The organism is Stenotrophomonas sp. TD3 (assembly GCF_001939825.1).
Classification (GTDB): domain Bacteria; phylum Pseudomonadota; class Gammaproteobacteria; order Xanthomonadales; family Xanthomonadaceae; genus Stenotrophomonas.
In genome coordinates, this window is sequence record NZ_MOYM01000001.1 from 3,601,944 (window position 1) to 3,625,975 (window position 24,032).

Here is a 24,032-nt window from a genome sequence, read left to right on the forward strand (position 1 = left end):
GGTGGCTCGACGGGCATTTTCCCTCGCTTAACATTCAAATCACTCATTCAAGTACCACTATCGATTCGCGCATGTATTTTTCGAAACCCTTCAGCATATTTCGCTGCTGTGGCGCGACGGTCAAATGCCTGGTTTCAATGATTCTTGCTTTTTTAAAGCCTGCGTTTATACCGACCATGGCTGTGAGAACGTCAGTAGGAACAATCACGCCTGCAAAGGCCGAATTTCCAACAACTACATAACACTTACCGGCCGGAAGAACACTTCGGCACTGACGAAGTACCATGCCCATATCGTGAAAATAGCCCCGCATGAGGTCTGGCACACCCATTCGCCAACTACTCGCGGAGGTATCCATCAACGAAATTAATTCCTCGAGAACAGGCAAGTTCTCTGAAGGCCTTTTATAGTCCGCGTTTAGATGCGATCTTAAGGATGCTTTTCTAAGCGAATTAAGATCTGCATAGGAGTTAACAAAGTTGCCAAACCATAGCTCAACCTTGAATGACTCAAAGTAGTCAAAACGATTCGCATATGGGGGACTGAAGATAACCGAATCGAAAGTCTCCCCCTTGAGCATTTCGCCAAGATTGAATGCACTGCCCTCTATCAGCTGCTGTCCCGTCCAATCTCCAGACTGCCATTCAACAGTGTCTTCCAGCATCATCTCTAGCTGGTGCGTAAAGGTTTTGGAGAAAAAAGCTGTTTGGTCCGCCCCGAATCTTTCCAGTTGCCATTCGCCGTCGGCGCGATTTTCGTACTTACCCTTTTGTCGCTTCTTGTTACGATACTTTATCCCGTTACCCTCTTTGAAGTAGCTGCCGACCCCTTCTAGGATGGCCAGCCAGGCAAGGAATACAAAGTTTCGTGCAAGAGGGTCGGTTTTAAATGATATTTCAATAGCTGTTCTGGCGCGCAAAACAGCATCAAGCATCTGTGGCTCAAATACTTTCTTCGATATGCTCAGTTCGGGGAGTGGCCATTGTTCACTGCTCCTAAGGAGGGAGGGCAAACTTTCAAGGAAACTCTTAATTTTGCGTATAGAAGACGGCTTCAGTGGCGTCAGCTTAACCTTTGACGAGAACGCGGCAATCGGATTTAAATCGATACCTACCGACTTTTTCCCTCTTATAGCGGCGCCAATAGGAATAGAACCACAACCACTGAAAGGGTCGAGAATTCGACTGCCCAACTGCAGCTTATCAATAAGCTCTGGCGAATATGCTTCTCGATATCTCAACCAACGATGCATGGGTGATGACGCGTTGCCTCGCCAATGCACATAGGGCCCAAGATCGAAGCGTTGCTCAATCGGATAGAGCGCATCCAGCGGCTCCAGGATTTTTGTTAGGTTTTTATGCACTTGAGCTACAACACGTTCTGGTTTTGTGTTCGAGATATTTCTGCCCACTAACTGAATACCAATGCTCTCTCGCATCGCTTCTGTGTTTAGTTGGGACATTTCATTGGTTTCGCGCAGTGACTCCATCATCCGCTCCTTTGGTTTTTGGGGGGTGTGATGAGGCCATCTGTTTCACGGAAAGCCAAGGTCATTCTTTGGTTCCACGAGCTGTGGCACCGCTTGTTAACAATGGCAACTGTGGTCCCAACTCGTCGCGACGACGCTCTAGAAGTTCTGCAACTGCTTTGCGAACCAACCACGCTACCGACACGTCGTTTTGGGCTGCAAGTTGAGCCACCTCGTTGAACATGTGCTCGTCAAGGGACACGGAGGTGCGTACGATCTTCTTGTTAAGTCGCGGTCGTGCCATCAAAGTAATGTTTTATGCACCATAAAACATCATTCTATAGTGTGTCTACCGGCCACACAAGCCCATGTAGCAGACATCTAATCAGCGGCCCGAAGGCGCAGGATTGTTCGGTGCCGCTGTTCGCCCATTCGTGCCCCCCGAACGAATGAGCAGGCCAGCGGCAAGCCTGTTGGTCACCGCCCTTGATCACGGAGGGACGCGGAAACGCCGTTGTGGGGACGATGACCCTGATGCTTCCGGATTGTTAAAGAACCATGGTCCGCCTGCGTGGACGCCGTCACGACCATCCTGTGGAAGGATTTTGCTCACTACGCCTGATTGCGCACCGTTTATTTGTCCAGCGCCACCATACGGACGATGCTGTCGAACTCGTTCAGCACGTCGGGGTGGTTCCTGGTCAGGTGACGCAAGATGGCTTCGTTCGCCATCAACTTGGCGAGATAGCCCTTGGCCAGCACCAAGTTGAGGATGTCCTGACCGTAGGTTTGCTCGGCGAGCTTGAACTGCTCTTGGAGGTTGCCCATCTCCCTCTCCATCTTGGCCATCTGGTCGGCGCTGACACCGGTCATCTTCTTGGGCTTGGCCTCGCCGACGAGCAAGTTGCTGGGTGTCGCCGCAACCAAGGCCTGGGCATAGGCGACCGTGATGTTGTTGGCACTGACCATCAGTTCGACGCACTCAACCTGACGCGTCGGCTTGAGTTTACGCAGGACAGCACCAAGGTTTGCCGAAAACGTCTGGTCGCGCAGCAACTCGGCGGCCTCCGGGCAGATCCCCTCCAGTAGGTTTAGCTTCTTGATGATGTGGCTGATGTCCACGTCCAAGGCCTTCGCCAGCTTTTCCGGGGTGACACCACGTTCGACAGCGCGACGGATCATGAGGTGCTCCTGAATACTGGAGAGGCGATTGATCCGGTTGTTGTAGGTATAGCTTTCGTCATCGGTGGCCACCAGGCAGGGAGCCTTATCGAAGCCCAACTGTTTCAGCGCGACCAATCGTGTGTGCCCGTCCAGCAAGATGTGCTGCCCCTCGCGGTTGGGTTTTCCCACCGACAGGGGTTCGATCAGCCCGACCGCCTCGATAGATGCGGTGATCTGCTTGAATTTCCGTGAGGCAAGCAAGCCTTCTGGCGTCTTGCGCGAAGGCAGGACGGACGAGAGGGACAAAATCAATGGTTCCGGCACGAAGCCCAGGGGCGGTTTGCTCATGCGCCGCTCCCTCGAGCCCAGACCCGCTCCGCCAGATACTGTGGCAGTGTGTCCAGCCCCTCCGCGCGCAGCAGGGTGGTGAAATTCTCGTCGGACAGCAGTTGGCGCAGGGCCCCGACAATGAACAGCAAATTGCGTTGAGCTGTCTCCGCCTTCCTGACCAGTAGCTTCTGTCGCTCGACTTCCCGCTGGTAGTTCCGCACCAGGCTGGACGTGGTGACATCCTCATTGGTCTTGCGGGAGGTCATCCTGCCGCCGATGGATTTGCCTTGGGTGCGGCGACGTTCGATCACACGACGGGCTTGGATCAACTGGCTGCCACGCAGTTTTCCGGTTTCGTAGGCATCTTGCAATGCGGCTTGAATGGCTTTCTCGTCGCTGCCCGCGCCTGCGATGGTGATCGCCGCATTGAGGGGGATGCGCCCGCTGCCGACGGCCATCAGCAGTCGCTGTTCACCGTTCTGCAGCAACTGCAGGATGCCCTGCACGTACTCCGGACTCAGGCCTGTCTTTTGGGCAATGGATTTTTTGTCGTAGCCCTGATCCCGCAGCTGCTCGATGCCGGACAGCAATTCCAACGGGCTGAACTTTCGCCGGGCGATGTTCTCGGTGAGGCTCATGATGAAGGCCGATTCGTCATCGACGTTCATCACCATTGCCGGGATCTCTTGATGCCCGAGCGTCTTGAAGGCTTTGAACCGCCCCTCGCCGCAGATGAGGAGATAGTGCTCGCCATTGCTCCCTGGACGAGGTGTCACGATGATGGGCTTTTTCAGGCCAATGTTCTGGATGTTGCCGACGATCTGCTCGAAGACCCGGCTGTTGCGCTCGCGGGGGTTGAGAACCTCAATCCGGTTGAGCGGAATCATCCGCAACTCCGAATGCCGATGCTCTTTGTCTTGACTCATGCGGCCCTCCGTATGCGGATGCGCCGCGCCATGCCGTAGAGGTAGTCCAGACTGTCGAAGCGATAGCACTCAAACTCGATGCCGTTGTGGTCGGCCAAATGGATACGTGCCTGACCGAAGTCCAGTCGCGGCAGCAGGTAGTAGTCCAGGGCAGCCTGGTTGCTGTCGTCCAGCCGCACGGCCACCGTGATGTCGGGCGCAAGGCTGGTGTCGAAGCGCACCTTCCAGCGCCGTCGCCCGTTGTCGAGCAATTGGCACCGCGCCAGCACCAGTGAAACGGTGAACTCGCGATTGACGGTGAGAAGGTCGGTGGCCGGGTCACGTTCGACGTTGCCGCCGACCTCGGCAATCATGCGTTCGGTTTGGCTGACGATCTCTGGATGCAGTCTGCGCAGAAACTGATTCACCTCCAGATACTGGTAGTCGCGGTCCGGGGTGAAGCCCACCGCCTGGTAGGCGCGAACCAAACTGCCGAATCGATGTGCATAGGCTGCCGCAGACGGCATGCCATCTGCCTCATCGATGATCAGGCCGGACAGGTACCCGTGGCGCTGGTACAGATTGCGCAGCTTCTCGATCAACTCCTCGTCACTGTAGCGATGCGCCCTTGCGCGCATGATCCCCTGCGCCGTGTAGAAAAGCTCCGGTGGCACGATGCCCTCGAACGCACCTTCTTTTTTGATCCACATGTCGGGGCTGTTAACCACCCGGAGCTTCTTGAGCTTGAAAGACCGACGGTTGTAGATGTTGCTGCCGATGTATTTCTCGTTGGACAGTACCTCGCGGACGGTCGCTCGCGTCCAATCCCGCCCAAGGTCAGTACGCGTTCCTTGTGCGTTCAGCCGTTCGGCGATGTCCAGCTCCGTCAGGTTGTCAGTGACAAACCAGCGGTAGATCTGGTTGACCACGGCAACCTCATCATCCGGCCCCGGCTGAAGAATGACGCGGTCGGTTTGCAGGCTCTTGTGCTCGCCACGAGCCAATTCACCTTTGAGCGTGCCGGACTGATCGATCAGCACGCGTCGCAGCCCATAGCCAGCCGGGCCACCCTGGCGGAAACCCAACTCAATCAGGCGGCACTGCCCGGCGAATACCTTTGCCGACAACTCGCGGCTGTATTCGCCAGCCATCGCACGCTTGACGCCCTTGACGATGGTCGACACAGGCGAGCCGTCGTTTTCGAACTGCTCTGCGCAGTAAGCGACCTGGATTCCGGCGCGGCGGCAAATGTATTCGTAATAGGCACTTTCATCGGCATCCTGGAACCGGCCCCAGCGGCTGACGTCGTAGACGAGAATGATCTGGAAGTCCGCGATGCCTGCCTCGACGTCCTTGATCAGTTGCTGCAGCGCCCGACGCCCATCGATGCGCAAGCCGCTCTTGCCCTCGTCGGCATAGGTGCGAACGATCTCGATGTTGCGCCGAGCCGCGTACTCGCGGATCTTGTCGGCTTGGTTTTCCGTCGAGTACTGCTGGTGCTCGGTCGACATCCGCACGTACTCGGCGGCCCGAAATGTCGGTGGCTGATCCGCCCCCGGAATGGAGAACTCTTCTGCCTGCATAGACCCGATCACTTTATGTTGTGTGAACTTGCTCTCGGGCCTGCCTTTCACCTCATTGGCATAACCGTGACCTGCACTGCGCGGCCGGAATGCACATGGTTGAAATTGTTGCCATCCAGGATGATCGAGAGCCCATTTGGGCTTGAAGTTAAGGCTGGATTCCCTGGGTGTCGATCAAGTCATCTCTTGACGCATCCATCTTGCATTCACAGGTTTCATACAGCAGCGTGATTTCAACCACCCATGAGCCCGGTGTTCCATTGGGAAACTCCGGACGTCTTGTGATCCGGTAGATACCGGAAGGCAGCGCTGACACGTCCATCTTTACCGGATCGATGACTTGCTGCCGATGGGCGGTGGTAGGTTGCTCCCCTTGATCGCCGTTGACCTGTTGTGCGTCTCGGTGATTGCGCCAATAGTCGTGATTGCGCTGTGACCACGCGCGCTGGGCCGCCTGCTGATTGATGCGGTAGTCAGGATCGGATTGGAGTTTTGCCCGCTGCCAGTCGCGCTTGCGAGCCCGCTGGCATTCAGGGGCGGAGCAGAACGCTTGGTCGGGAACCTGTGGGCGGGGTTCGAAGGGGTGGCCGCAGTGCGCGCAAAGTCGAGTAGTCATCGTGGTCTCCATGCAAAGTCCGTATGGAGACCGCCACTGACCGTGGCGAGGGGCGCGAAGCAGCTGCCCTATGAAGGGATATTCAACGAGCGACGGTGTTCAACGCGGGGGCCAATGCCACGCTCAAGCGGCCAACGATGGCGGGCAAGGGTTCTGGCGGAAGTTCGTTCTTCTTGAGAAATGCCAGCCACAGCGCCTGGCGCGAAGCGTCGTGCGCAAACTCGTCCGTCAGGCCGACTGGCAGCGCATCAGGAAGCGCCATGCCCCGTCTTTCGAACGTGGCCTTGATCGCCTGGGCCAGCAGATCAGTGTCCAGAGTTTCTCGTTCCAACAGCACAGACAGATCGAAGTAGTCCTTCAAGCGGCTGTTGGTCATGCCCAGCAACGCGATGGCGTGGAGCTTTTCCGCGATGACGGTGTACGTTGGGTAGGCCCGCAGCCGTGGCGCGGGCATTTCCTCCAGCAGTACTGGGTAGACCGAATCAACAGGCGCCGGGGTGACGGCGTCGCCGAAGCCGACATCGATTTGGGTCTTGCAGCGTGCTCTGGCCAGATCGCCTGCAATCATCACGCGAACGCCGCCGTAGCCAGCTTCCTTGCGGATCTCCTCGACCGTGACGGAGGCTGGGTCGAACATGATGCCGTCGTCGACCGGTACAGCTGCGATGTCCCGGAATACTTGGGCCACTGACTCCAGATCACTGGCACCGAAACCCAACAGATCGGCGTCGCGTGTGGCCCGGTGTGGCATGTCGTACCAGAGCGTGAACAGCAGCGCACCTTTGAGCAGAAAACGGTCCGCGTGCGGCGACTGGGTCAGCCGATAGAGGATGCGCTCCAAGGCAAAACGCACCAGCACCTGATTGAAATCGACGCCTTGCGCCTTGGCGACATTGAGCAGACGCGCACGGACGGACGCCGCAACATTTGGGGTGGCAGTACTCATCCAACGCTCTCCAGATAGGGGCGCATCACATTGGCCACGCGGCATATCTTGGCGAAACGCCAGATGTCGTCGACGGAGGCTTTGCTGCGCGCCCGGGCGTCCTTCAGCGCCTCAAGCGCCACATCCAGCCCGATCTTGTTGCGGTGCTTGAAGCAGTCCGCCACGGTCTTGGCCACGCCGTACACCCGGAGCCTGACACCGTCGCGTTCGACTTCCTCAATCCCTGCCGAGTAGGCATCACCCGTGAACTGCACCATCTTGACGGGCGGGTAGTCGACCCGGGGCGGGTGGCTGCCCCGAGGCATGGCGATCCAGATCTGACGCGGCAGCTGTGTGGTCAGCTCATGAAACTGCAGCGCCGTAAGCAGGCAGAACACCGCTTGAGGTGCCTTGGTGGCGATGGTGCCAAGGCTCTCGAATTCCGAAACCTGCGCATCCGGCAGACGGTAAAGGCCACGCCCCACCTTCTCTAGTAGACCCGCAGCGGTCAGGCGCGTCAGAACGACCCGAGGCGCACTGATGGCGTCCAGATCGCTGGCGCGCAGTAGCCCCTTCTGGCTGGCCAGATCGAGGACGCGTTGATTGTGGGTACTGGAGAGCATGGGTGGAGTATGTTCCGTTATTTCGTCGAATGCAACTTCTGGAAGACAAAACGAAACATTTAGCCCGCGTTCTCTCGTTATCGCTGTTGGCAAACGATCCGCTGGGCACGCTACAAATCGGGGGTGTTGCCGCCTCAATCGCAGCATCCCCTACACAAAAACCTTTTAAGCGAAATTATTTGATGATAGAATCCGCTTGAACGAAATCCGATGACGGAGTTGCCAATGGCCCAGCCGAACCAAGAAACGATCCATGACCTGCTCGTGAGGAATATCCCGCGTGAGCTTGTCATGGGCCTCGAAGAAGCCAAGCTGGTCGGCGCTCAACGTGCCTATGCTGCGGCCCGAGGGATGGATGACGGGCACTTGCCCAGCGTGGTGGGGCAGTTGCGCCACTTCCATATGAACGAGTCCTTCCATCGCGCTCTCGCCGTTGCAGACGCATCTCCCTCACCGCTACGCGGCAATCAGATCGTCACAGGCCGGTCTGGGATCTTCACCTTGGCACGGTTCAACACCAAGTATGGGGTCTGGAACAGCGGGCGGCGTAGCGAAACCCGAAAACAGATGTCCCTGGCGAACGCAGCCATCGAGCCACTGGTTCAACCCGGACTCTTTTCAGGCTACGTGGAGCCATCCCAAGCGGTTGTGTTCGTCGTGGCCTGCTTTGCAGGATCGCTGCACAGCCAGCCGGACACACCCGTCTCCATCGAAATCGCGGTTCCAGATCGCCACATGCAAGGCTGGCTTTTCCGGGAACCCATTGACGCATTCATCAAGCGCTACGACCAGCAGCCGACAGCGGGCCAGGACGATTTGGCTGTGCCGAAGCTGAAGAAGAACATTGGCAAACAACAAGACAAAGACGGAACAGGATCATGAGCAGGGGTGGTGTACAAGGATTTCAGAAAGATCGACTTAGCCAAATTCTTGCGGCCCGTCGTCTGACTCAAGTCCAGCTGGCCTCAATGGTCGACGTGTCTCCGGCGACCGTCAGTAAGTGGCGCGCAGGAACGCAAGCGCCCGAGCGCGACGCGCTTGAACGCCTTGCTGGCGTGGTCAACGTCACGCCGGAATGGTTTACGCGTGCGCCCGGGGCGAAGTTGTCGTTGCCGCTTTTTCGCAGCAACGCGTCAGCGCACGTCGCTGCACGAGCCATGCTGGAGGCCCGCCTTGAATGGGCCCAAGACGTGGCGGCGGCCCTGATGGAGTACGTTGACTACCCCGATGTCAACTTGCCATCTCGTGATTACACCGAGCCGGAGCAGATCACTAACGAGGACATCGAGAAGGCTGCCTGCGAATGCCGGGATCTGTGGCGTCTGGGCCGCTCGGCGATTCAAGACTTGGCACTGGCCGTGGAAGGCGCTGGGGTCATCCTCGTTCGGGAAGAAACCGGCGTGGCCCAGATTGAAGGGCTGTCGGCGTGGAGCGAGGTATTGGGCCGACCGTTGATTCTCCTGTCCGCCGACAAGGACAATGGTTACCGCAGTCGCTTCGACCTTGCCCACGAAATCGGGCATCTTGTTTTGCATCGTCACATTCAGCGCACGACTGACAGCGCACGCCACAAACTGATGGAGCAACAGGCACACCGCTTCGCTGGTGCATTTTTGCTGCCCGCCGAAACGTTCGCCAGCGAAGTTCGTGTGCCACCGACTCTGGATGACTTGTTGCTGCTGAAGCGCCGTTGGGGCGTGTCGGCAGCGGCGATCATCATGCGGCTCAAGGCACTTGAGATGCTGGATGAAGATGGTGCTCTGATGCTTTTCAAGCGTCGCTCTGCTCGGTGGGGTGCGAAATCGGAACCCGGAGACGAGGATCGTCGACCAGAGCAGCCACGCCTGCTTCGTCGCACCATTGATCTGTTGGTCGAAGAGAAGGTCATGCCTTTGGACGCCATCCCGAGGCACATCGGACTGGCTGCGGGCGACGTGGAAGCACTCGCCGGTTTGCCCGAAGGCTACTTCCAGGGCAAAACCAATGTCGTGGAGTTTGCACGACTGAAAGCAACCCAGAAGCCGATTGATGACCAACCGGCCCAAGGCAATAAGGTGGTGCCATTCCGGCCCGTCTCCAAGTCCTGATGTGAAAGGAACAGCGATGTCCAAGAACACAAAGCAGACGTCCTCACGAATTGGTCGGCTGGCGTCGGAAACGCTGCAAAGCAGCAGTTCGTCGCAAGTGGCCAAGAGTCTGGCCGCCTCGGCACTGTCTCAGCGCAGCGGCGACAAACAGACCGGTGCCCAGATGGAAGACAAGGCCGCACGCGTTTTGGCCAGCGACCGATACGCCAAAGAGACGAAAGAACTGGCGGCATCGGTCCTGTCCCAAGCCAACAAGCAGCGCTGAGCCAGAGAGTCGAGTCCCTCATGTCACAGGATCTGAGCGACTCGCAACTGAAGGATCTCTGGCGTCAGGGAAAAATCCCGGTCATCTTCAAGCGCAATAAGCCCCTCCCGGTCTTGGCGCGCATTCCGTTTGCCGAAGGGAACATGGAGTGGCTGCGGGACGGCCGACGCTTGAAGCCCGATTGGTGTGCGCAGTTCAAGGCCTGGGAAATTCCGACTGCGTGGTTCGACAGCGTGATCAAACTTGCGCTGAGGAGACACCAAGAGGTCTACGTGGTCCAGTTGTACCGGGAGCACCAGAAATGCGCTCCGGCATGCTGGAACGCTGAGGGCTTTCACTGCGAATGCTCCTGCATGGGGGAGAACCACGGCGGTGGTCATCCAGGCGGCAACTGGTACGAGGTTTCCGAAACCTTTGCCGTGTCCTGGGGGCAGCAGCGCTATTCATGCCGCCATCTGAAGGTCAAGAACCCCGGGCGCTGACCGTGGCAGCGCAAGCTATCGAATGTCGGAAATGCGCGGAGACAGCCAAAGTTCACCCGGACCTCCGCATCGTATATAATCTCGCTTACGGTGTCCTCGCCGGTGAGGCAGGAAGGTTCTTTCTAGTAGGGGACTACACCACCATTGCAGTGATGATCGAGGCGCCCATGGGGCGCCTTTTTTTATTGCCTCCTCGAAAGCACGTCTGCAATGCGCGGAAGTGCCGCAGCAACGAAGCAGTGCTGCAGGTGCCATAGGCTCCCGGGTACCGACCCAGCGTGCGGCATCAGGTCGGCAGTCGCGGGAAAGGGGCGCTTTGCGCGCGCTCCCATCACTGCTGGCGCCATGCCGTCTGCGTCAATCTCTTTGCCTAGATGGTAATGTTTAGGTAACTTTTGGTAATGAATGCGTGGCCTAAGCCGACCGTTGCCGGTCGGTCAGGACCGCCGTCAGCCGTAATGCGCGCGCAGCAGCCCGGCGTCGTGGAAGGAAATACCCTCCCGGATGCACTCCTCCGCGCGTTCCATGTCCTTGTGCAACTGGATCAGTGCGTCGTCGGCGAGCTGCTCGATGCTGACCACACCGCAACAGGCCTGGTCGATCACATGCTGCATGGGCTCGCCCCAGCGCCGGCGTACGTTGCGGATCATGCGGCAATGCCACTCGCGCATGATCGCGTCCATGCGCATCTCCCCGCGAACCACATGTGCGTCTCCCGCCACCACCCGCAGTGCCGGGGCCGGGGTGCGCTCGCCGCGCAGTTCCTGGGTCCTAGCGGCCAACCGCTGTGCGAGCTCCTCGAGTCGCGTGTGAGTCATCCTTTGCCTCCCTGATCCGTCTTGCCAGAAGCTTCGTCAGGTCGAGCACATTGTCCGGCGCAGAGGGCTGTCCGAACTCGTCCACGACCATGAATGCGGTCTCCAGCAGCACGGGATCGTAGATCCATTCCGGTGGATCGCCGACCAGCTCCAGGTAGTGCGAAAGCACCTTGACCGCAGCGCTCATTTTCGCGAAATCCAGTCCCGTAGATTGAGACTGAAGCGACACGTCTCCGTCCTGATCGACGCGATCCAGCGTTCCATGCGGAAGCTGCATCACTGATTCAAGATCGCGCGCAAGACGATGGCCGATGCTCTTCGGGTTGCTCTCGGAAATCCACTGGCTGACCTGGGGCTGCGCCCAGCGGGTGCCACCGAACAGGCGGGCCCATTCGGCCGGGCCGCCAGCGGCGGCCACGCGGAGGCGCATGTTGAGGGTGCGAGCGGTACTGGCGTCCATCTGTAGATGGTGCGCTGCATTACCAATCCAGCAAATGACCAAAACGGTATTGACTGTGCATTACCTTGACGGTAATGTGTGGGCCATGAACCTCATCGACTACGCCATCTCCCAAGGGGGCTACGGCACCCCCAGCTGCCCCGTCATGCGCCGCCTGGCCCACCAGACCGGTTGCGCGCTGCGGACCCTCTACCTGATCGCCCGCGGCCACAAGCTGCCCGGCGCGCGACTGTGCCGGCGCATCGAACTGGCCACTGCGGGCGCTGTGCGCCGCGAATCCCTGCGCCCGGATGTGTTCGGTCCGGCCCCGTCGTCCCTCAAAGGAGAAGCCCCCCATGCAGCTTGATACGTTCGGTGAGTATGTCCGCAGCCGCCTGGAGCACTGGGGCGGCGAATATGCGCTGCATCGCGACTGCGAATACCTCGGCTTCCAGTCGCGCAACCTGCTGGCGGTGCTGATCGAGCATCGTGGTGACATGCCGGGGCGGGCCCAGGGCTACAAGCCTCTGGAAACCGATCAGCTGGCGCAGCAGATCGAAGACATCATCACGGCGGTCGCGCGTGACAACGTGGCGATGGCCTGTGCGCTGCGCGGCTACTACTGCGGGCGTGGCCGACGCAAGGTCGAACGATTCGAAACGGCGAATCTGCTGCTGGCCAACAGCGGGCAGCGACCGGTATCCAACCGGCATTACCTCAACCTGGTCGAACTTGGCTTCCAGCGCGTGCGCGGTTGGATGGAGGGTATCGCCCAGGCCGCATGAGCGGCGGATCCGATCTTTCGCCCGCCTCCCGACCGGAACAACCCTCGTGCCGAGCCGGCAGCGGGGCGGGCATCTCTTCGGGCCATGTCGATGCGACGCGGCCTGCATTCCTTCCAGGACCCATCATGAAAGAAGAAATCGTCAGTACGGCCGGCGCGGCGGCCATCAAGTCGGCGCCGCCGGTCACCGTCGCCGGTGCGCTTGCAGCCGGCATCACCCTGGACCGCCTGGTCGTGGTCCTCACCATCATCTACCTGGCGGCGCAGATTGCCTATCTGGGCTGGCGCTGGCTGCGCGAATGGCGCCGCAGGGAGCGTGAATGAGCCGGCCCGGCAGCACATTGCCGGTACGCAGCCTGGTCGCCGCGCTTGCGCTGAGTGCTGCGGGCCTGATCGCCATCGTCGACCGCGAGGGATACACCGACGCCGCAGTGGTGCCCACGCGCAATGACCGTCCAACCTATGGCTTCGGCTCGACCGTCCGCGAGGACGGCACGCCGGTGAGGATGGGCGATCGCACCACGCCGGTACGCGCGCTGCATGCCGTACAGGCTCATCTGGCCCGGGAAGAAGGACAGTTCCGCGCGTCGCTGCCCGGCGTGGCGCTCAGCCAGGGCGAGTACGACGTCTATGTCGATTTCCTCTACCAGTACGGCATCGGCAACTGGCGCGCGTCATCGATGCGCCGGCATCTGCTGCAGGGTGAATACCGCCAGGCCTGTGATGCCTTGCTGCTGTGGAAGCGGGCAGGGGGCTACGACTGTTCGACCCGTGTCGATGGCCGCCCCAACACCGTGTGCTGGGGCGTGTGGGAACGCCAGCAGCAGCGCCATGCGCGTTGCCTGGCGGAGCAGTGACCCATGCCGCGCATGCTGGTGGTGATGGCGTCGCTGGTGCTGTGGTCGCTGCTGATGTTCATGACCGGCTGGCGCTGGCGCGGTGATCGCAGCGATCTCGCGATGGCGCGTGCCGATGTGGAACAACAGGCCGGAGCGGTGCAGTCCGAACGGCGGTTGCGCCGGGATCAGGAAGAACGGAGCGAGGCGATGGCCTCACTGGGGGAACAACATGAGCAAGATCGTGAGCGCGCGGCCGAGGTGGATGCCGATGTGGTGGCTGCCCTGCGCGCTGGCACTCTCCGCCTGCGCGACGACCTCGCCGCGTGCCACACCGGCCGTCTGTCCGAGGCCGCCGCCCGCACCGGCGAACGTGATGCGGGCGCCCAGTTACGAGCAGAGGTTGCGGCAGCGCTTGTTCGAATCGGACGCGATGCCGACGACCAGCTCCGTGCCTGCCAGGCCGTGATCGAACTGGATCGCCGTTGAGGGCGCCGGCGCAGTTATGCTGGCTGTCCTCTCGAAAATGGAAGTTCGCATGCGCGTCGCTGTCTTGTCCGTCTTGATCATGCTGGCCACCGCGGGGCCAGGTGCTGCCGCTGTTCCCGCCGTGCGGGCGACGTCGCCGGACCCGGTCACTGCGGCGGCACCGTTGGTGATCGGCGAGACCTTCACCATTGAATCGAAGGCGCTGGGCGAAACCCGCCGCATCAATGTCTACCGCCCGCAGCCCTGGGGACTGGACCCGAAGACGCCGCTGCCGGTGATCTACATGCCCGACGGCGGCATCGGTGAGGATTTCCTGCACGTGGCAGGGCTGGTGCAGGTGCTGAGCGGCAACGGCAGCATGCGCCCGTTCCTGCTGGTCGGTATCGAGAACACCGAGCGTCGCCGCGACATGACCGGCCCCAGCAGCGATCCGCAGGACCAGAAGATCGCGCCACGCATTGGTGGATCGGCGGCCTATCGCCGCTTCCTGCGCGATGAACTGATGCCGCAGGTACGCCAGCGCTACCCGACGACCGACGAGCGCGCACTGATGGGCGAATCGCTGGCCGGCCTGTTCGTGATCGAGACGCTGCTGCAGGAACCGGCACTGTTCAACAGCTACATCGCGCTGGACCCCAGCCTGTGGTGGAACCGTGGCGCGATGCTGGCCGGGGCGGTCAAGCAGCTACCGGCGGTGACGCGTGCACAGCCGCACGTGTTCCTGGCCAGCAGCGGGCAGCCGGAACTGGCCGCCTCCACGGCACGACTGGCTGCGCTGTTGCAGCAGGCTTCGCCATCGCCGCTGGTGAAGTACCTGCCGCTGCCGGAGGAAACCCACGCGACGATCTACCACCCGGCCGCATTGCAGGCGCTGCGCACGCTGTTCCCGGCGCCGCCGCCGGCCTCGCCCTGACCGCGCGTGGCGCGGCGCCGCGCGACGTGTGAGGATGCGGTAGCGACGCCACCCGGGTGCGTCGCCCGCAACGGGAGAGTGTGGATGCAGCGTGTGCGTGGATGGAGTGTGGCGGCCTGCCTGGCCGTGAGTGGCTGTGCGATGTCGGTGGCGCCACCGGCAACCCAGAATGAAGCGAAGGAAAGCGCGGCCACCGCCGCGCCGGGCGTGGTGCTGCCGGATACCGAGGCGCTGCGCGTGCACGATCCGGTCGGCCGCGATTACCCGATCTGGGTGGCGTTGCCGGCCGACTACGCCGCACATCCGGAAAAGCACTATCCGGTGCTGTACGTGACCGATGCGCTGTACAGCTTCCCGCTGGTGCGTAGCGTGCGCAACATGGTCGGGCAGAAGGGCGTCAACATCGAGGATTTCATCCTGGTCGGGCTGCCGCCGCAGGAAGGCCTGACGTCCAAGCAGAGCCGCTCGCGGGATTACACGCCCAGCGATCCGGCGCGTACCGATCCGCGTGACTACAGCGATGACGTCAGCTACGGCGGCGCCGCGCATTACCGCGATTTCCTCGCCGAGCGCGTGCTGCCGATGATCGATGCGCGCTATCGCACCGATCCGGCACGGCGTGCCTATGCCGGCCATTCCTATGGCGGCCTGTTCGGTGCCTACGTGCTGACCACGCGTCCGGACATGTTCCGTACCTACATTCTGTCCAGCCCGTCACTGTGGTTCGACAACCACCTTGTGCCGCGCCTGCAGGCCGAGGCCAAGGCGCCCGCGCAGCCGACCACGGTGGTGCTGTCGATCGGCAGCTTTGAAACGATCAAGCCGGAGCCGCGCTTTTTCACCCGCAACGACATGCTGCGGCACAACGCCGAGTTCGCCGAGCAGCTGCGCGGCAGTGGCCGCTCGCTGACGGTGGACAACATGGTGATCGACGACGAGGACCACTTCACGGTGTACCCGGACATGATCACCCGCGCGCTGTTGAAGGTGTTCCCGGGTACGGGGCCGTACAGCAGCGGTTGATCACAGGTTCGACCCACGCATGGCGTGGATCCCCGTCAACATCCTCGGTTCAGGCCGCGCTGGCCTGCGGCGGCGGCATCAACGTGGCGTCCGCTGCGTGGCGGAAGCACAGGCGGATGGCATCGAGCAGTTCGCTCATGCTGTACGGCTTGGGCAGGAAGTGGATGCCGGCGCGCAGCTGCGGCAGCACGCGGTGCTGGTCCATGCCGGAGGTGACCAGGATCGGCAGCTGCGGCAGGTGCTCGCGCACGCGGTTGGCGGTTTCGATGCCGCTGATGCCGCCCAGGCAGACGTCGGTGAACAGCAGGTCGAACGGTTCACCGGCGTTGAGCAGGCCCAGCGCGGCCTCGGCGCTGCTGACAGCGGTGACCTGGCAGGCCTGGCTTTCCAGGGCGAGGCGACTGAGTTCCTGGGTTTCCTCGGCGTCCTCGATCAGCAGGACGCGTGGTTCCACAAAGCGCTTGGACAGCAACATGACGCGGCAACTCCGGACAACAGGGGGAGCAAAAGGCGCGCAAGTATGCGCAAGCCGGTAGTGAGCCCGGCGTGCACGGCAAGCTAAGTGAGCGTTACAGGTGCCTCTGGCGCCGGCGACGCACCTGCCAGGCCAGGGCCGCGACCGCCAGCAGGGCGGTGCCGATGCGCAGGCTGGTGGCCTGCCAGCCCAGCGCGACGGCGCCGTCGAGGCTGAACACATTCCACGCAAGGTTCATCGAAACGTGCAGGATCAGGCCGCACCACAGGGTGTCGCCGTCGAGGTGGTCGAGCCAGGCGAAGATGAAGCCACCGAGGGCGATCACCGCACCGACGAACAGTGCGGTGCCGCCACCATCAAGCCCGCCGAATCCGAGCCAGTGCACCATGCCGAACAACAGCGCCTGCGGCAGCGCGAGCCATGGCCAGGGGGCGCGCACGATCTTCACCAGCAGCACGAAGCCGAGGCCGCGGAACAGCACTTCCTCGGCCAGTGGGAACAGTACCGCCAGCATCGTGGCGTCCAACGCGGTCAGCGCGGTGTTCGGCGTGCCGAGCAGCGCCAGGCCCAGCCAGCAGGGCACGCTGGCCAGCAGCACCCAGAACGGGCCGCCCCAGCCGTTTCCGCGCAGCCCGAGGCTGGTCGGCAGGCTCACGCCACGGGGACGCAGCAGCAGGGCCAGCAGCACTGCCACCAGTACCGCCAGTGCGTTGTCGAGCAGGCTGCCGCCGTAGGGGATCGGCAGTGCCGGGATCGGTGTGCCGATGGCTGCGGCGATATCGCGCAGGTTCAGGCCGAGGCTGACGCCCAGCAGTACCAGCAGCAGGCGCACGGCGGTGGGCAGGCGGGACAGCACAGTCATGCACGCACTTCCTGCGGGACAGGGTTTCAGTCTGCGGGGCGGCAGGGAAGAGCGCACGCGCCGGAAGTCCTTGTGCCATCGGTCATGCGTTGCCGCACAGTCATCACCGTGCGGGTACAGTCGTTGCCAGACCGACAGGAGTGATGCCGATGCTGTGCCCCGTGTGCAAGACCCAGACGCTGCAGATGGCCGAACGCCACGGCATCGAGATTGACTACTGCCCGGGGTGCCGCGGCGTGTGGCTGGATCGTGGAGAGCTGGACAAGATCATCGAACGCGCCGGCGCCGGTGCGGCCATGCCGCCGCCAGCGCCCGTGCAGGCTCAGCCAGCATCCGCGCCGCCACCGGTGATGCACCGTGATACCCGCCACCTCGGCCAGCGCTACGAGGACAACCGTGGCCACGGTTACAAGAAAAAGAAGAAGGACAGCTTCCTGTCGGAGCTGTTCGATTTCTAGGTTGCAGAGCCGAGCGTGGCTCGACTCTACATGGGGCGAATGATCACGGCCGCCGCAGGATGAACTCGCGGTCGTGCGTGTCACCGACGATGAAGTCGTACTCGCCAACCTTGCTGCAGCCGTATCGCGCGTAGAAGCGCTGCGCGCCGAAGTTCTCTTCCCATACGCCCACCCACAGGGTGCGGCGGTGCGGCTGGTCCAGCCAGGCCATGAATGCGTCCATCAGGCGTGCACCATGGCCGCCGTTCTGGTGTGCGGCCAGGATGTAGAACCGCTTCAGTTCGATGTCGCCCTCGCATGCATCCGCATGCGGCAGGGTGTTGGCACCGGCCGCCAGATAGCCGACCACGGTTTCATCGTCCATCAGCAGCCAGATGGCACTGCGTGGGTCGGACAGTTCGATGCGCTGAGGTTCGCGGCTGTAGTGCGCCTGCAGGAAATCATGCAGCTCCTGCGCCGGGTACGAGTCGCCCCAGGTTTCGTTGTAGGTGGTGATGGCGATCGCCGACAGGGCGTCGACATCGGCAAGGGTGGCGCGGCGGATCTGCAACGACATGGCGGGGCCTGCAATGGAGCGTGGCGCAGTGTAGCCGGCCCCGGCGACTGCCGGGGCTGGCCATTGCTCACGAACCGCTGCTCAGAACCACATGCGCACGCCGGCCACCCAGCGTGTGTCGCGCGCGTGGTCACCGGCGTAGTCGGCGGTGTCGCCAAACATGCGTTCGTGGCTGATGCCGATGTACGGCGCGAAGCGGCGGCTGAACTCATAGCGCAGGCGCAGACCGGCCTCCACCTTGTTCAGTCCGCGACCGATGCCGTACTCCGGTTCATCCTTGGCCGCGACGGTGGCTTCCAGCAGCGGTTGCAGGATCAAACGGTTGGTCAGCAGCACGTCATACTCAACCTCGGCCTTGGCCAGCACCTGGCCACCGGAGCCCATGTACAACGTGGCCGAGCTTTCGAACTTGTACGGCGCCAGGCCCTGGATGCCGATGGCCGCCCACGTGCGCGAGTCGGCCGGCCGGAAGTCCTGGCGCACGCCGACCAGCACGTCCCACCACGGCGATACGCTGCGACCGTACAGCGCTTCCAGTGACGATGACTCGGTGCGGCCGCGGCTGCGTTCGCCATCGGTGCGCAGCCACAGGCGGTTGATGTTGCCACCGATCCAGCCGGTGGCCTCCCAGGCCTGGCCGTTGCTGTTCTTGCCGTCCCAGTGTTCGAGGCGGTCGATCAGCAGCAGGCTGTTGATCTCCGGCGCATGCTCCATCGCACCGTGCGCGATCGGCGGGAATGCGGCAGCGCGGTCGGCATCGGTCGGCACCGGGATGGGTTCGCGCGGCTCAGTGGGTGCGGGCGCGGCGTGACCCATCGCCGCATGATCCATCTTGGAAGGGGCCATCGTGGTGTTGTCCATCGCCGCCGGTTGCATCGCGCCATGGTCCATCTTCGAGTGGTCCATGGCTGAGTGGTCCATCGCGCCCGAATCCATCTTCGGGTGATCCATCTTCGAATGATCGACCGTTTCGACCGGAGCCTTCACGGTCTTCACCGGCGGATCCATCGCGGTCATGTCATGGCCTTCGTGCGACTGCGCGAACACCGGCAATGCGGCGGCCAGGCCCAGCGCCAGCAGGCTGGGGGAAAGCAGTGAGCGGCTCATTCTTCGATCCTCACTTCGCGCATCATGCCCGCTTCCATGTGGTACAGCAGATGGCAGTGGTAGGCCCAGCGGCCGAGCGCATCGGCGCGCACGCGATAGCTGCGGCGGGTGCCGGGTGGCATGTCGATGGTGTGCTTGCGCAGCTGGAACTCGCCCTGCGCGTTTTCCAGATCGCTCCACACGCCGTGCAGGTGGATCGGGTGCTGCATCATGGTGTCGTTGACCAGCACGATGCGCATGCGTTCGCCGTAGTTCAGCCGCAGCGGTTCGGCGCTGGCGAACGGAATGCCATCGAACGACCAGGAGAACTTCTCCATGTGCCCGGTCAGGTGCAGCTCGATCTCGCGGCTCGGCTCGCGGCCATCGGGGTCCTCGAACAGGCTGCGCATCGCGCCATAGGTCAGCACCTGGCGGCCGTTGTCGCGCAGGCCGATGCCGGGATCGTCCAGCTTCGGTTCGGTGGCCGAGCTCTGCATGTCCACCAGTGGGTTGTTGCGCTCGCTGGCCGGGTGCTTCGGCGCCTTGCTGGCGGCGTCGCCGCCGGCGGGAGAGCCGTGGCCCATGCTGGCACCGCAGCCGCCTTCCATGCCCTTCATCGCGGCCATGTCGTGGCCGCCGTGGCCACCAGCGCCCATGTCGTGCCCCGACATGCCGTGGCCCATGTCGGCCATGGTCAGCAGCACGCGTGGGTCGCGCTCGGGAATCGGCGCCTGCAGGCCGTGGCGCACCGCCAGCGTGCCGGCGGCGTAGCCGGTGCGGCCCATGTCCTGGCAGAAGATGGTGTAGGCATCCTGGCCGCTCGGTTCCACCAGCACGTCGTAGGTCTCGGCCGGGGCGATGCGGAATTCATCGATGCTCACCGGATGGATGTACTGGCCATCGGCGGCGACCACGGTCATCTTCAAACCAGGAATGCGCACGTCGAAGTAGGTCATCGACCCGCCATTGATGAAGCGCAGCAGCACCTTCTCGCCACTGCGGAACAGCCCGGTCCAGTTGCCCGCCGGGGCGGTACCGTTCATCAGGTAGGTATAGGTGTTGGCGTTGACGTCGGACAGGTCGGTCGGCGTCATCCGCATCCGTCCCCACATGCCGCGGTCGGACAGCGCCGCCGACCAGCCGTCGCGCTTCACGTCGCGCAGGAAATCCGGCAGCGTGCGCATGTAGTAGTTGTCGTACGCCGCCAGCTTCTTCATGCGGCGGAACAGCGCGCCCGGGTCCATGTCGGTCCAGTCGGACAGCATGATCACGTGCTCGCGGTCGTGCCGGTACGGCGCCGGCTCGGCGGGGTCGATGATCAGCGCGCCGTACAGGCCGGCCTGCTCCTGGAACATCGAATGGCTGTGGTACCAGTAGGTGCCCGACTGCTTCAGCTCGAAGTGGTAGTGGTAGGTCTCACCGGGGCCGATGCCGTTGAAGCTCAGGCCCGGCACGCCGTCCATGTTGGCCGGCAGCAGGATGCCGTGCCAGTGGATCGAGGTCGGGTGGCGTTCCAGCGTGTTGCGCACGAACAGGTCCACGGTCTGGCCTTCGCGCCAGCGCAGGATTGGGGCGGGCAGGGAGCCGTTGACGGTGATCGCCGGGCGGGTGCGGCCGGTGAAATTGGCCAGCGATTCGCCGATGGCCAGTTCGATGCGGGTGTCGCTGAGCACGGCGGGGGCGCCGGCCAGGCGCGGGACGGCAGTGGCGGCGGCCAGCGCGCGCTGCGGCACGCCGACCGCGGCGATGCCGGCAACCACGCCACCGGCGGCCAGGCCCTGCACGAACAGGCGGCGCGACGGCATGGGCACAGCGCCCGGACCGGGGGGAATGCGGGTATTCATGGTGGTGACTCCAGACACGTAAAGATGCCGGCAGGTGACCGGCTACGGTGCGCAGGGCGCACGGTGCGTGTGGAATCAGCCGATGGGAGGGCGTGAAATCGGCGGCAGCGGCGGCGCCGGCCGGCCGGTGGCCGGCATCGGCTGCGGTGCCAGCGACAGCGCCGGCCCGGCCATGAACGGCAACGGCTGCACCACCAGCAGCGGGTGCTGGGCGCAGCTGCGTACGCAGTCCTTGATCTGGCAGTGTGCGTCGTGGGCCGGGGCCTTGGCCTGCGGGGCCGGGTCGGCCTGTATGCCGGCGTGGTGGTGGCAGTCGGGGGTGTCGCCATTAACAGCGGCGGCCACGGCGTGCGCCATCCGGCCCATGTCTTCGTGACCACTGGCCATGGCCGCGTTCAGCCCGTTGAGCAACAGGCTGAGCATGAGCACGACACGGAGCAGGGTCGAGGCCAGGGACATGGCGCTAATCTAGCTGCAAGTGGGCGCGGATGCACTTCCGGCTGAATGGCCGGTTCAAGGTTGGAGCTGCACCAATGTGGAGCCGAGCCCGCGCTCGGCTGCTTCTGCGGCAACGGCAGCCAAGCGCGGCCCCGGCTCTACTGGAAGCCCGGCGTCAACCTTCTTCGCGCACGATCTCGACCAGGCGCGGGCCGTAGCGGCTCAGCTTGGTGCCACCGATGCCGCCGACCCGGGCCAGCGCATCCAGGCTGGTCGGGCGCTGTTCGGCAATGTTGCGCAGGGTGCTGTCGTGGAAGATCACGAACGCCGGCACGTTCTGTTCGCGGGCCAGTTCGGCACGCAGGCCGCGCAGGGCGTTGAACAGCGCCAGGTCCTGCGGCAACACGGACAGCCCGGTTCGCTGCGCACTGCGCTCGCGGCCACTGGTGCTGCTGGCGGGATCGCGGCGCATGCTGATCTGGCGACGGCCGGTCAGCACGTCGCGGCTGGCATCGGTCAGGCGCAGGCCGCCGTGGCCCTCGCTGTCCACTTCCAGCAGGCTGGCGGCGACCAGCTGGCGGAACACGCTGCGCCAGGTGCGTGCATCCAGGTCACGGCCGATCGCATAGGTGCTGAGCTTGTCATGGCCCTGCTGCTTCACCTTCTCGTTCTCGCTGCCACGCAGGATGTCGATCAGGTGGCCGACACCGAAGCGCTGGCCGCTGCGGTAGACGCAGCTCAGCGCCTTCTGTGCCGGAATGGTGGCGTCCCAGGAGGCCGGCGGCGTCAGGCAGTTGTCGCAGTTTCCGCAGGGCTGCGGGTAGGTCTCGCCGAAGCCGGCCAGCAGCACCTGGCGGCGGCACTGCATGGATTCGCAGTAGCCCAGCAGGTGGTCGAGCTTGGCCCGCTCCAGCTGCTTGCGCTCTTCACCGGCCTCGGACTGCTCGATCATCTGCTTGAGCAGCACCACGTCACCCAGGCCGTAGCACAGCCAGGCCTCGGCGGCGTCGCCATCGCGGCCGGCGCGGCCGGTTTCCTGGTAGTAGCCTTCCATCGACTTCGGCAGGTCGGTATGTGCCACGAAACGCACGTCCGGCTTGTCGATGCCCATGCCGAAGGCGATGGTGGCACACATCACGATGCCGTCCTCGCGCAGGAAGCGGCGCTGGTTGTTGGCGCGCACGTCCGGCGGCAGGCCGGCATGGTAGGGCAGGGCGTTGAAGCCCTGTCCACAGAGGAATTCGGCGGTCTCCTCGACCTTGCGCCGCGACATGCAGTAGACGATGCCGGCCTCGCCACGGTGGCCGCGCAGGAAATCGGTCAGCTGCTTGCGGGCGTTGTCCTTCTGCACCACGGTGTAGCGGATGTTGGGGCGGTCGAAGGAGCTGACGAAGTGGCGCGCTTCCTGCAGGTCGAGGCGCTCGGCGATCTCGCGCTGGGTCGGCGGATCGGCGGTCGCGGTCAGCGCGATCCGCGGGATCTGCGGCCAACGCTCGTGCAGCACGGTCAGCTGGCGGTACTCGGGGCGGAAATCATGGCCCCACTGCGACACGCAGTGTGCTTCGTCGATGGCGAACAGGGCGATCTGGCTGCGCGACAGCAGCGACAGGAAGCGCCCGGTCAGCAGCCGTTCGGGAGCGACATAGAGCATGTCCAGCTCGCCGGCGAGCAGCTCGCGCTCGACGCGGCCGGCAGTCTCGGCATCCAGGGTTGAATTCAGGTACTCGGCGCGCACGCCGAGCTGGCGGAGGGCTTCGACCTGGTCCTGCATCAGCGCGATCAGCGGCGAGATGACGATGCCACAACCGTCACGCAGCAGGGCCGGCACCTGGTAGCACAGCGACTTGCCGCCGCCGGTGGGCATCAGCACCAGGGCATCGTGACCGGCAGCCACATGCTCCACGATGTCCTGCTGGGGACCACGGAAATCGTCGTAACCAAAGACGCGTTGGAGCAGGTCGTGCGCGGGACGGGAAGCCATCCGGCTAGTTTACCCCGGCGGGGGTGTCTCGGCAGGGCTGCGCCCTGCATCTGCCGAAGCCTTCAAGCCAGAGCAACGTCAAAGGCAACAGCCGGCTCTGGGGCGATCCGTAGCTTGGCGGGGCGGTGTCGGATTGCGGGGACGCCGTGAACCCGTCCCTGGGGGCTTGGCCGCGGCATCCATGCCGCGGACACCCCGCAATCCGACACCGCCCCACCCCCGACAGTTTCCCGGTGACGGTGGGTCCATCCACGCCATGCGTGGATGAAATCTGTCAGATATCGACAAACAAAATGGGGTCAGATCCGTTTTCCGCAGGAAAACGGATCTGACCCCAATGGCTTTGCCGGCAGATCGCGGAAATCTGTCGAAGGCGGGGTGGGTCCGGTTGCGGGGGCGTGAGCGCCATGGATGGCGCGACCGAGCCTACATGGACGTATTTACGGCGTCCCCCGCAACCGGACCCACCCCGCCATCTCACGGATAGCTTGCTTTTGACGTTGGCGTTGACGTTGCCGTTGATTCGGCAGGTGCAGGGCGCAGCCCTGCCGGTCATCCCAACTGCACCCGCCGTCCTTCGCG

28 protein-coding genes are annotated in these 24,032 nt (G+C 62.9%); 12 read left to right on the plus strand and 16 right to left on the minus strand.

Annotated elements, in window-relative coordinates:
• Positions 1-43 precede the first annotated feature (43 nt).
• The 7 genes from BKE09_RS23380 to BKE09_RS16835 form a co-directional block, all read right to left on the minus strand.
• Complete coding sequence (locus tag BKE09_RS23380; RefSeq protein WP_139319671.1) at positions 44-1,489, minus strand: SAM-dependent methyltransferase; 1,446 nt, start codon at positions 1,487-1,489, stop codon at positions 44-46.
• 612 nt (positions 1,490-2,101) lie between these two features.
• Positions 2,102-2,980 carry a plasmid partitioning protein RepB C-terminal domain-containing protein gene (locus BKE09_RS16810; RefSeq protein ID WP_046432116.1) on the minus strand — a complete coding sequence of 293 codons (879 nt, stop codon included), beginning with the start codon at positions 2,978-2,980 and terminating at the stop codon, positions 2,102-2,104.
• Complete coding sequence (locus BKE09_RS16815) at positions 2,977-3,888, minus strand: ParB/RepB/Spo0J family partition protein (RefSeq protein ID WP_046432114.1); 912 nt, start codon at positions 3,886-3,888, stop codon at positions 2,977-2,979. Before BKE09_RS16815 ends, BKE09_RS16810 begins: the two co-directional genes overlap by 4 nt.
• The gene (locus BKE09_RS16820; protein WP_046432112.1) at positions 3,885-5,450 is read right to left on the minus strand and encodes a recombinase family protein; all 1,566 of its coding nucleotides are present in this window, start codon (positions 5,448-5,450) and stop codon (positions 3,885-3,887) included. Before BKE09_RS16820 ends, BKE09_RS16815 begins: the two co-directional genes overlap by 4 nt.
• Positions 5,451-5,598: 148 nt before the next feature.
• Positions 5,599-6,066 (minus strand): hypothetical protein, encoded by a 468-nt coding sequence (locus tag BKE09_RS16825; RefSeq protein WP_075676796.1) that lies wholly within the window; start codon positions 6,064-6,066, stop codon positions 5,599-5,601.
• 82 nt (positions 6,067-6,148) lie between these two features.
• The gene (locus BKE09_RS16830; RefSeq protein ID WP_046432110.1) at positions 6,149-7,012 is read right to left on the minus strand and encodes a nucleotidyl transferase AbiEii/AbiGii toxin family protein; all 864 of its coding nucleotides are present in this window, start codon (positions 7,010-7,012) and stop codon (positions 6,149-6,151) included.
• A complete protein-coding gene (locus tag BKE09_RS16835) occupies positions 7,009-7,614 on the minus strand; it encodes a type IV toxin-antitoxin system AbiEi family antitoxin domain-containing protein (protein WP_046432108.1) in 606 nt (201 codons plus the stop codon). The genes BKE09_RS16830 and BKE09_RS16835 overlap by 4 nt, the downstream gene beginning before the upstream one ends.
• Positions 7,615-7,839: 225 nt before the next feature.
• On the opposite strand from BKE09_RS16835, the gene BKE09_RS16840 reads away from it, so the two are divergent.
• Genes BKE09_RS16840 through BKE09_RS16855 form a run of 4 tightly spaced genes read left to right on the plus strand, consistent with a single transcriptional unit; the run spans position 7,840 to position 10,448 of the window.
• Entirely contained in the window at positions 7,840-8,496 is a 657-nt protein-coding gene (locus BKE09_RS16840) for a hypothetical protein (RefSeq protein ID WP_046432185.1), read from the plus strand.
• Positions 8,493-9,701, plus strand: a complete 1,209-nt coding sequence (locus BKE09_RS16845) for an XRE family transcriptional regulator (RefSeq protein WP_046432106.1) — start codon at positions 8,493-8,495, stop codon at positions 9,699-9,701. Before BKE09_RS16840 ends, BKE09_RS16845 begins: the two co-directional genes overlap by 4 nt.
• A gap of 16 nt (positions 9,702-9,717) precedes the next feature.
• The gene (locus BKE09_RS16850) at positions 9,718-9,966 is read left to right on the plus strand and encodes a hypothetical protein (RefSeq protein WP_020200504.1); all 249 of its coding nucleotides are present in this window, start codon (positions 9,718-9,720) and stop codon (positions 9,964-9,966) included.
• Between the two features lie 20 nt (positions 9,967-9,986).
• Positions 9,987-10,448 (plus strand): hypothetical protein, encoded by a 462-nt coding sequence (locus BKE09_RS16855; protein WP_075676488.1) that lies wholly within the window; start codon positions 9,987-9,989, stop codon positions 10,446-10,448.
• Positions 10,449-10,897: 449 nt separating this feature from the next.
• Here the strand turns inward: BKE09_RS16855 and BKE09_RS16860 are convergent, their stop codons facing one another.
• Both BKE09_RS16860 and BKE09_RS16865 read right to left on the minus strand, forming a co-directional pair.
• The gene (locus BKE09_RS16860) at positions 10,898-11,131 is read right to left on the minus strand and encodes a hypothetical protein (RefSeq protein ID WP_075676798.1); all 234 of its coding nucleotides are present in this window, start codon (positions 11,129-11,131) and stop codon (positions 10,898-10,900) included.
• An 88-nt stretch (positions 11,132-11,219) separates the two neighbouring features.
• Positions 11,220-11,726, minus strand: coding sequence for a hypothetical protein (locus BKE09_RS16865; RefSeq protein ID WP_014038213.1), 507 nt, complete (start codon positions 11,724-11,726; stop codon positions 11,220-11,222).
• Positions 11,727-11,811: 85 nt separating this feature from the next.
• Here BKE09_RS16865 and BKE09_RS16870 point away from each other — a divergent pair, with 85 nt between their 5' ends.
• From BKE09_RS16870 to BKE09_RS16900, 7 genes are all read left to right on the plus strand, one after another.
• The gene (locus tag BKE09_RS16870) at positions 11,812-12,072 is read left to right on the plus strand and encodes a YdaS family helix-turn-helix protein (RefSeq protein ID WP_075676490.1); all 261 of its coding nucleotides are present in this window, start codon (positions 11,812-11,814) and stop codon (positions 12,070-12,072) included.
• On the plus strand, positions 12,062-12,490 hold the full coding sequence (locus tag BKE09_RS16875; protein WP_014038211.1) for a hypothetical protein: 429 nt from the start codon (positions 12,062-12,064) through the stop codon (positions 12,488-12,490). The genes BKE09_RS16870 and BKE09_RS16875 overlap by 11 nt, the downstream gene beginning before the upstream one ends.
• A 125-nt stretch (positions 12,491-12,615) precedes the next feature.
• The gene (locus BKE09_RS16880) at positions 12,616-12,813 is read left to right on the plus strand and encodes a hypothetical protein (RefSeq protein WP_075676492.1); all 198 of its coding nucleotides are present in this window, start codon (positions 12,616-12,618) and stop codon (positions 12,811-12,813) included.
• Positions 12,810-13,346, plus strand: a complete 537-nt coding sequence (locus BKE09_RS16885; RefSeq protein WP_075676494.1) for a glycoside hydrolase family protein — start codon at positions 12,810-12,812, stop codon at positions 13,344-13,346. The genes BKE09_RS16880 and BKE09_RS16885 overlap by 4 nt, the downstream gene beginning before the upstream one ends.
• Positions 13,347-13,349: 3 nt before the next feature.
• Positions 13,350-13,814 carry a lysis system i-spanin subunit Rz gene (locus tag BKE09_RS16890; RefSeq protein ID WP_075676496.1) on the plus strand — a complete coding sequence of 155 codons (465 nt, stop codon included), beginning with the start codon at positions 13,350-13,352 and terminating at the stop codon, positions 13,812-13,814.
• 49 nt (positions 13,815-13,863) lie between these two features.
• Positions 13,864-14,727 (plus strand): alpha/beta hydrolase-fold protein, encoded by an 864-nt coding sequence (locus BKE09_RS16895; RefSeq protein WP_075676498.1) that lies wholly within the window; start codon positions 13,864-13,866, stop codon positions 14,725-14,727.
• Between the two features lie 84 nt (positions 14,728-14,811).
• Positions 14,812-15,750, plus strand: coding sequence for an alpha/beta hydrolase-fold protein (locus BKE09_RS16900; RefSeq protein ID WP_075676500.1), 939 nt, complete (start codon positions 14,812-14,814; stop codon positions 15,748-15,750).
• Between the two features lie 49 nt (positions 15,751-15,799).
• On the opposite strand, the gene BKE09_RS16905 is transcribed toward BKE09_RS16900, so the two are convergent.
• Positions 15,800-16,225, minus strand: a complete 426-nt coding sequence (locus tag BKE09_RS16905) for a response regulator (RefSeq protein WP_006385818.1) — start codon at positions 16,223-16,225, stop codon at positions 15,800-15,802.
• A 94-nt stretch (positions 16,226-16,319) separates the two neighbouring features.
• Positions 16,320-17,087, minus strand: a complete 768-nt coding sequence (locus BKE09_RS16910) for a CPBP family intramembrane glutamic endopeptidase (protein WP_075676501.1) — start codon at positions 17,085-17,087, stop codon at positions 16,320-16,322.
• 149 nt (positions 17,088-17,236) lie between these two features.
• Here BKE09_RS16910 and BKE09_RS16915 point away from each other — a divergent pair, with 149 nt between their 5' ends.
• On the plus strand, positions 17,237-17,545 hold the full coding sequence (locus tag BKE09_RS16915) for a zf-TFIIB domain-containing protein (RefSeq protein WP_075676503.1): 309 nt from the start codon (positions 17,237-17,239) through the stop codon (positions 17,543-17,545).
• A gap of 43 nt (positions 17,546-17,588) precedes the next feature.
• On the opposite strand, the gene BKE09_RS16920 is transcribed toward BKE09_RS16915, so the two are convergent.
• The 5 genes from BKE09_RS16920 to recQ form a co-directional block, all read right to left on the minus strand.
• A complete protein-coding gene (locus tag BKE09_RS16920; RefSeq protein ID WP_075676505.1) occupies positions 17,589-18,101 on the minus strand; it encodes a GNAT family N-acetyltransferase in 513 nt (170 codons plus the stop codon).
• A gap of 81 nt (positions 18,102-18,182) precedes the next feature.
• Positions 18,183-19,208: a copper resistance protein B gene (locus tag BKE09_RS16925; protein WP_075676507.1), complete on the minus strand. Its 1,026-nt coding sequence runs from the start codon at positions 19,206-19,208 to the stop codon at positions 18,183-18,185.
• Positions 19,205-21,031 carry a copper resistance system multicopper oxidase gene (locus BKE09_RS16930; RefSeq protein ID WP_075676509.1) on the minus strand — a complete coding sequence of 609 codons (1,827 nt, stop codon included), beginning with the start codon at positions 21,029-21,031 and terminating at the stop codon, positions 19,205-19,207. Before BKE09_RS16930 ends, BKE09_RS16925 begins: the two co-directional genes overlap by 4 nt.
• Before the next feature lie 75 nt (positions 21,032-21,106).
• Entirely contained in the window at positions 21,107-21,490 is a 384-nt protein-coding gene (locus tag BKE09_RS16935) for a CopL family metal-binding regulatory protein (RefSeq protein WP_075676511.1), read from the minus strand.
• A 154-nt stretch (positions 21,491-21,644) separates the two neighbouring features.
• A complete protein-coding gene (gene recQ, locus BKE09_RS16940) occupies positions 21,645-23,450 on the minus strand; it encodes a DNA helicase RecQ (RefSeq protein WP_075676513.1) in 1,806 nt (601 codons plus the stop codon).
• Between the last annotated feature and the right edge of the window lie 582 nt (positions 23,451-24,032).

Bases quoted from the DNA above. Each gene is read 5' to 3' on its own strand.
- BKE09_RS23380 (WP_139319671.1), bottom strand. From the start codon at position 1,489: ATGGAGTCACTGCGCGAAACCAATGAAATGTCCCAACTAAACACAGAA.
- BKE09_RS16810 (WP_046432116.1), bottom strand. From the start codon at position 2,980: ATGAGCAAACCGCCCCTGGGCTTCGTGCCGGAACCATTGATTTTGTCC.
- BKE09_RS16815 (WP_046432114.1), bottom strand. From the start codon at position 3,888: ATGAGTCAAGACAAAGAGCATCGGCATTCGGAGTTGCGGATGATTCCG.
- BKE09_RS16820 (WP_046432112.1), bottom strand. From the start codon at position 5,450: ATGCAGGCAGAAGAGTTCTCCATTCCGGGGGCGGATCAGCCACCGACA.
- BKE09_RS16825 (WP_075676796.1), bottom strand. From the start codon at position 6,066: ATGACTACTCGACTTTGCGCGCACTGCGGCCACCCCTTCGAACCCCGC.
- BKE09_RS16830 (WP_046432110.1), bottom strand. From the start codon at position 7,012: ATGAGTACTGCCACCCCAAATGTTGCGGCGTCCGTCCGTGCGCGTCTG.
- BKE09_RS16835 (WP_046432108.1), bottom strand. From the start codon at position 7,614: ATGCTCTCCAGTACCCACAATCAACGCGTCCTCGATCTGGCCAGCCAG.
- BKE09_RS16840 (WP_046432185.1), top strand. From the start codon at position 7,840: ATGGCCCAGCCGAACCAAGAAACGATCCATGACCTGCTCGTGAGGAAT.
- BKE09_RS16845 (WP_046432106.1), top strand. From the start codon at position 8,493: ATGAGCAGGGGTGGTGTACAAGGATTTCAGAAAGATCGACTTAGCCAA.
- BKE09_RS16850 (WP_020200504.1), top strand. From the start codon at position 9,718: ATGTCCAAGAACACAAAGCAGACGTCCTCACGAATTGGTCGGCTGGCG.
- BKE09_RS16855 (WP_075676488.1), top strand. From the start codon at position 9,987: ATGTCACAGGATCTGAGCGACTCGCAACTGAAGGATCTCTGGCGTCAG.
- BKE09_RS16860 (WP_075676798.1), bottom strand. From the start codon at position 11,131: ATGGACGCGATCATGCGCGAGTGGCATTGCCGCATGATCCGCAACGTA.
- BKE09_RS16865 (WP_014038213.1), bottom strand. From the start codon at position 11,726: ATGGACGCCAGTACCGCTCGCACCCTCAACATGCGCCTCCGCGTGGCC.
- BKE09_RS16870 (WP_075676490.1), top strand. From the start codon at position 11,812: ATGAACCTCATCGACTACGCCATCTCCCAAGGGGGCTACGGCACCCCC.
- BKE09_RS16875 (WP_014038211.1), top strand. From the start codon at position 12,062: ATGCAGCTTGATACGTTCGGTGAGTATGTCCGCAGCCGCCTGGAGCAC.
- BKE09_RS16880 (WP_075676492.1), top strand. From the start codon at position 12,616: ATGAAAGAAGAAATCGTCAGTACGGCCGGCGCGGCGGCCATCAAGTCG.
- BKE09_RS16885 (WP_075676494.1), top strand. From the start codon at position 12,810: ATGAGCCGGCCCGGCAGCACATTGCCGGTACGCAGCCTGGTCGCCGCG.
- BKE09_RS16890 (WP_075676496.1), top strand. From the start codon at position 13,350: ATGCCGCGCATGCTGGTGGTGATGGCGTCGCTGGTGCTGTGGTCGCTG.
- BKE09_RS16895 (WP_075676498.1), top strand. From the start codon at position 13,864: ATGCGCGTCGCTGTCTTGTCCGTCTTGATCATGCTGGCCACCGCGGGG.
- BKE09_RS16900 (WP_075676500.1), top strand. From the start codon at position 14,812: ATGCAGCGTGTGCGTGGATGGAGTGTGGCGGCCTGCCTGGCCGTGAGT.
- BKE09_RS16905 (WP_006385818.1), bottom strand. From the start codon at position 16,225: ATGTTGCTGTCCAAGCGCTTTGTGGAACCACGCGTCCTGCTGATCGAG.
- BKE09_RS16910 (WP_075676501.1), bottom strand. From the start codon at position 17,087: ATGACTGTGCTGTCCCGCCTGCCCACCGCCGTGCGCCTGCTGCTGGTA.
- BKE09_RS16915 (WP_075676503.1), top strand. From the start codon at position 17,237: ATGCTGTGCCCCGTGTGCAAGACCCAGACGCTGCAGATGGCCGAACGC.
- BKE09_RS16920 (WP_075676505.1), bottom strand. From the start codon at position 18,101: ATGTCGTTGCAGATCCGCCGCGCCACCCTTGCCGATGTCGACGCCCTG.
- BKE09_RS16925 (WP_075676507.1), bottom strand. From the start codon at position 19,208: ATGAGCCGCTCACTGCTTTCCCCCAGCCTGCTGGCGCTGGGCCTGGCC.
- BKE09_RS16930 (WP_075676509.1), bottom strand. From the start codon at position 21,031: ATGAATACCCGCATTCCCCCCGGTCCGGGCGCTGTGCCCATGCCGTCG.
- BKE09_RS16935 (WP_075676511.1), bottom strand. From the start codon at position 21,490: ATGTCCCTGGCCTCGACCCTGCTCCGTGTCGTGCTCATGCTCAGCCTG.
- recQ (WP_075676513.1), bottom strand. From the start codon at position 23,450: ATGGCTTCCCGTCCCGCGCACGACCTGCTCCAACGCGTCTTTGGTTAC.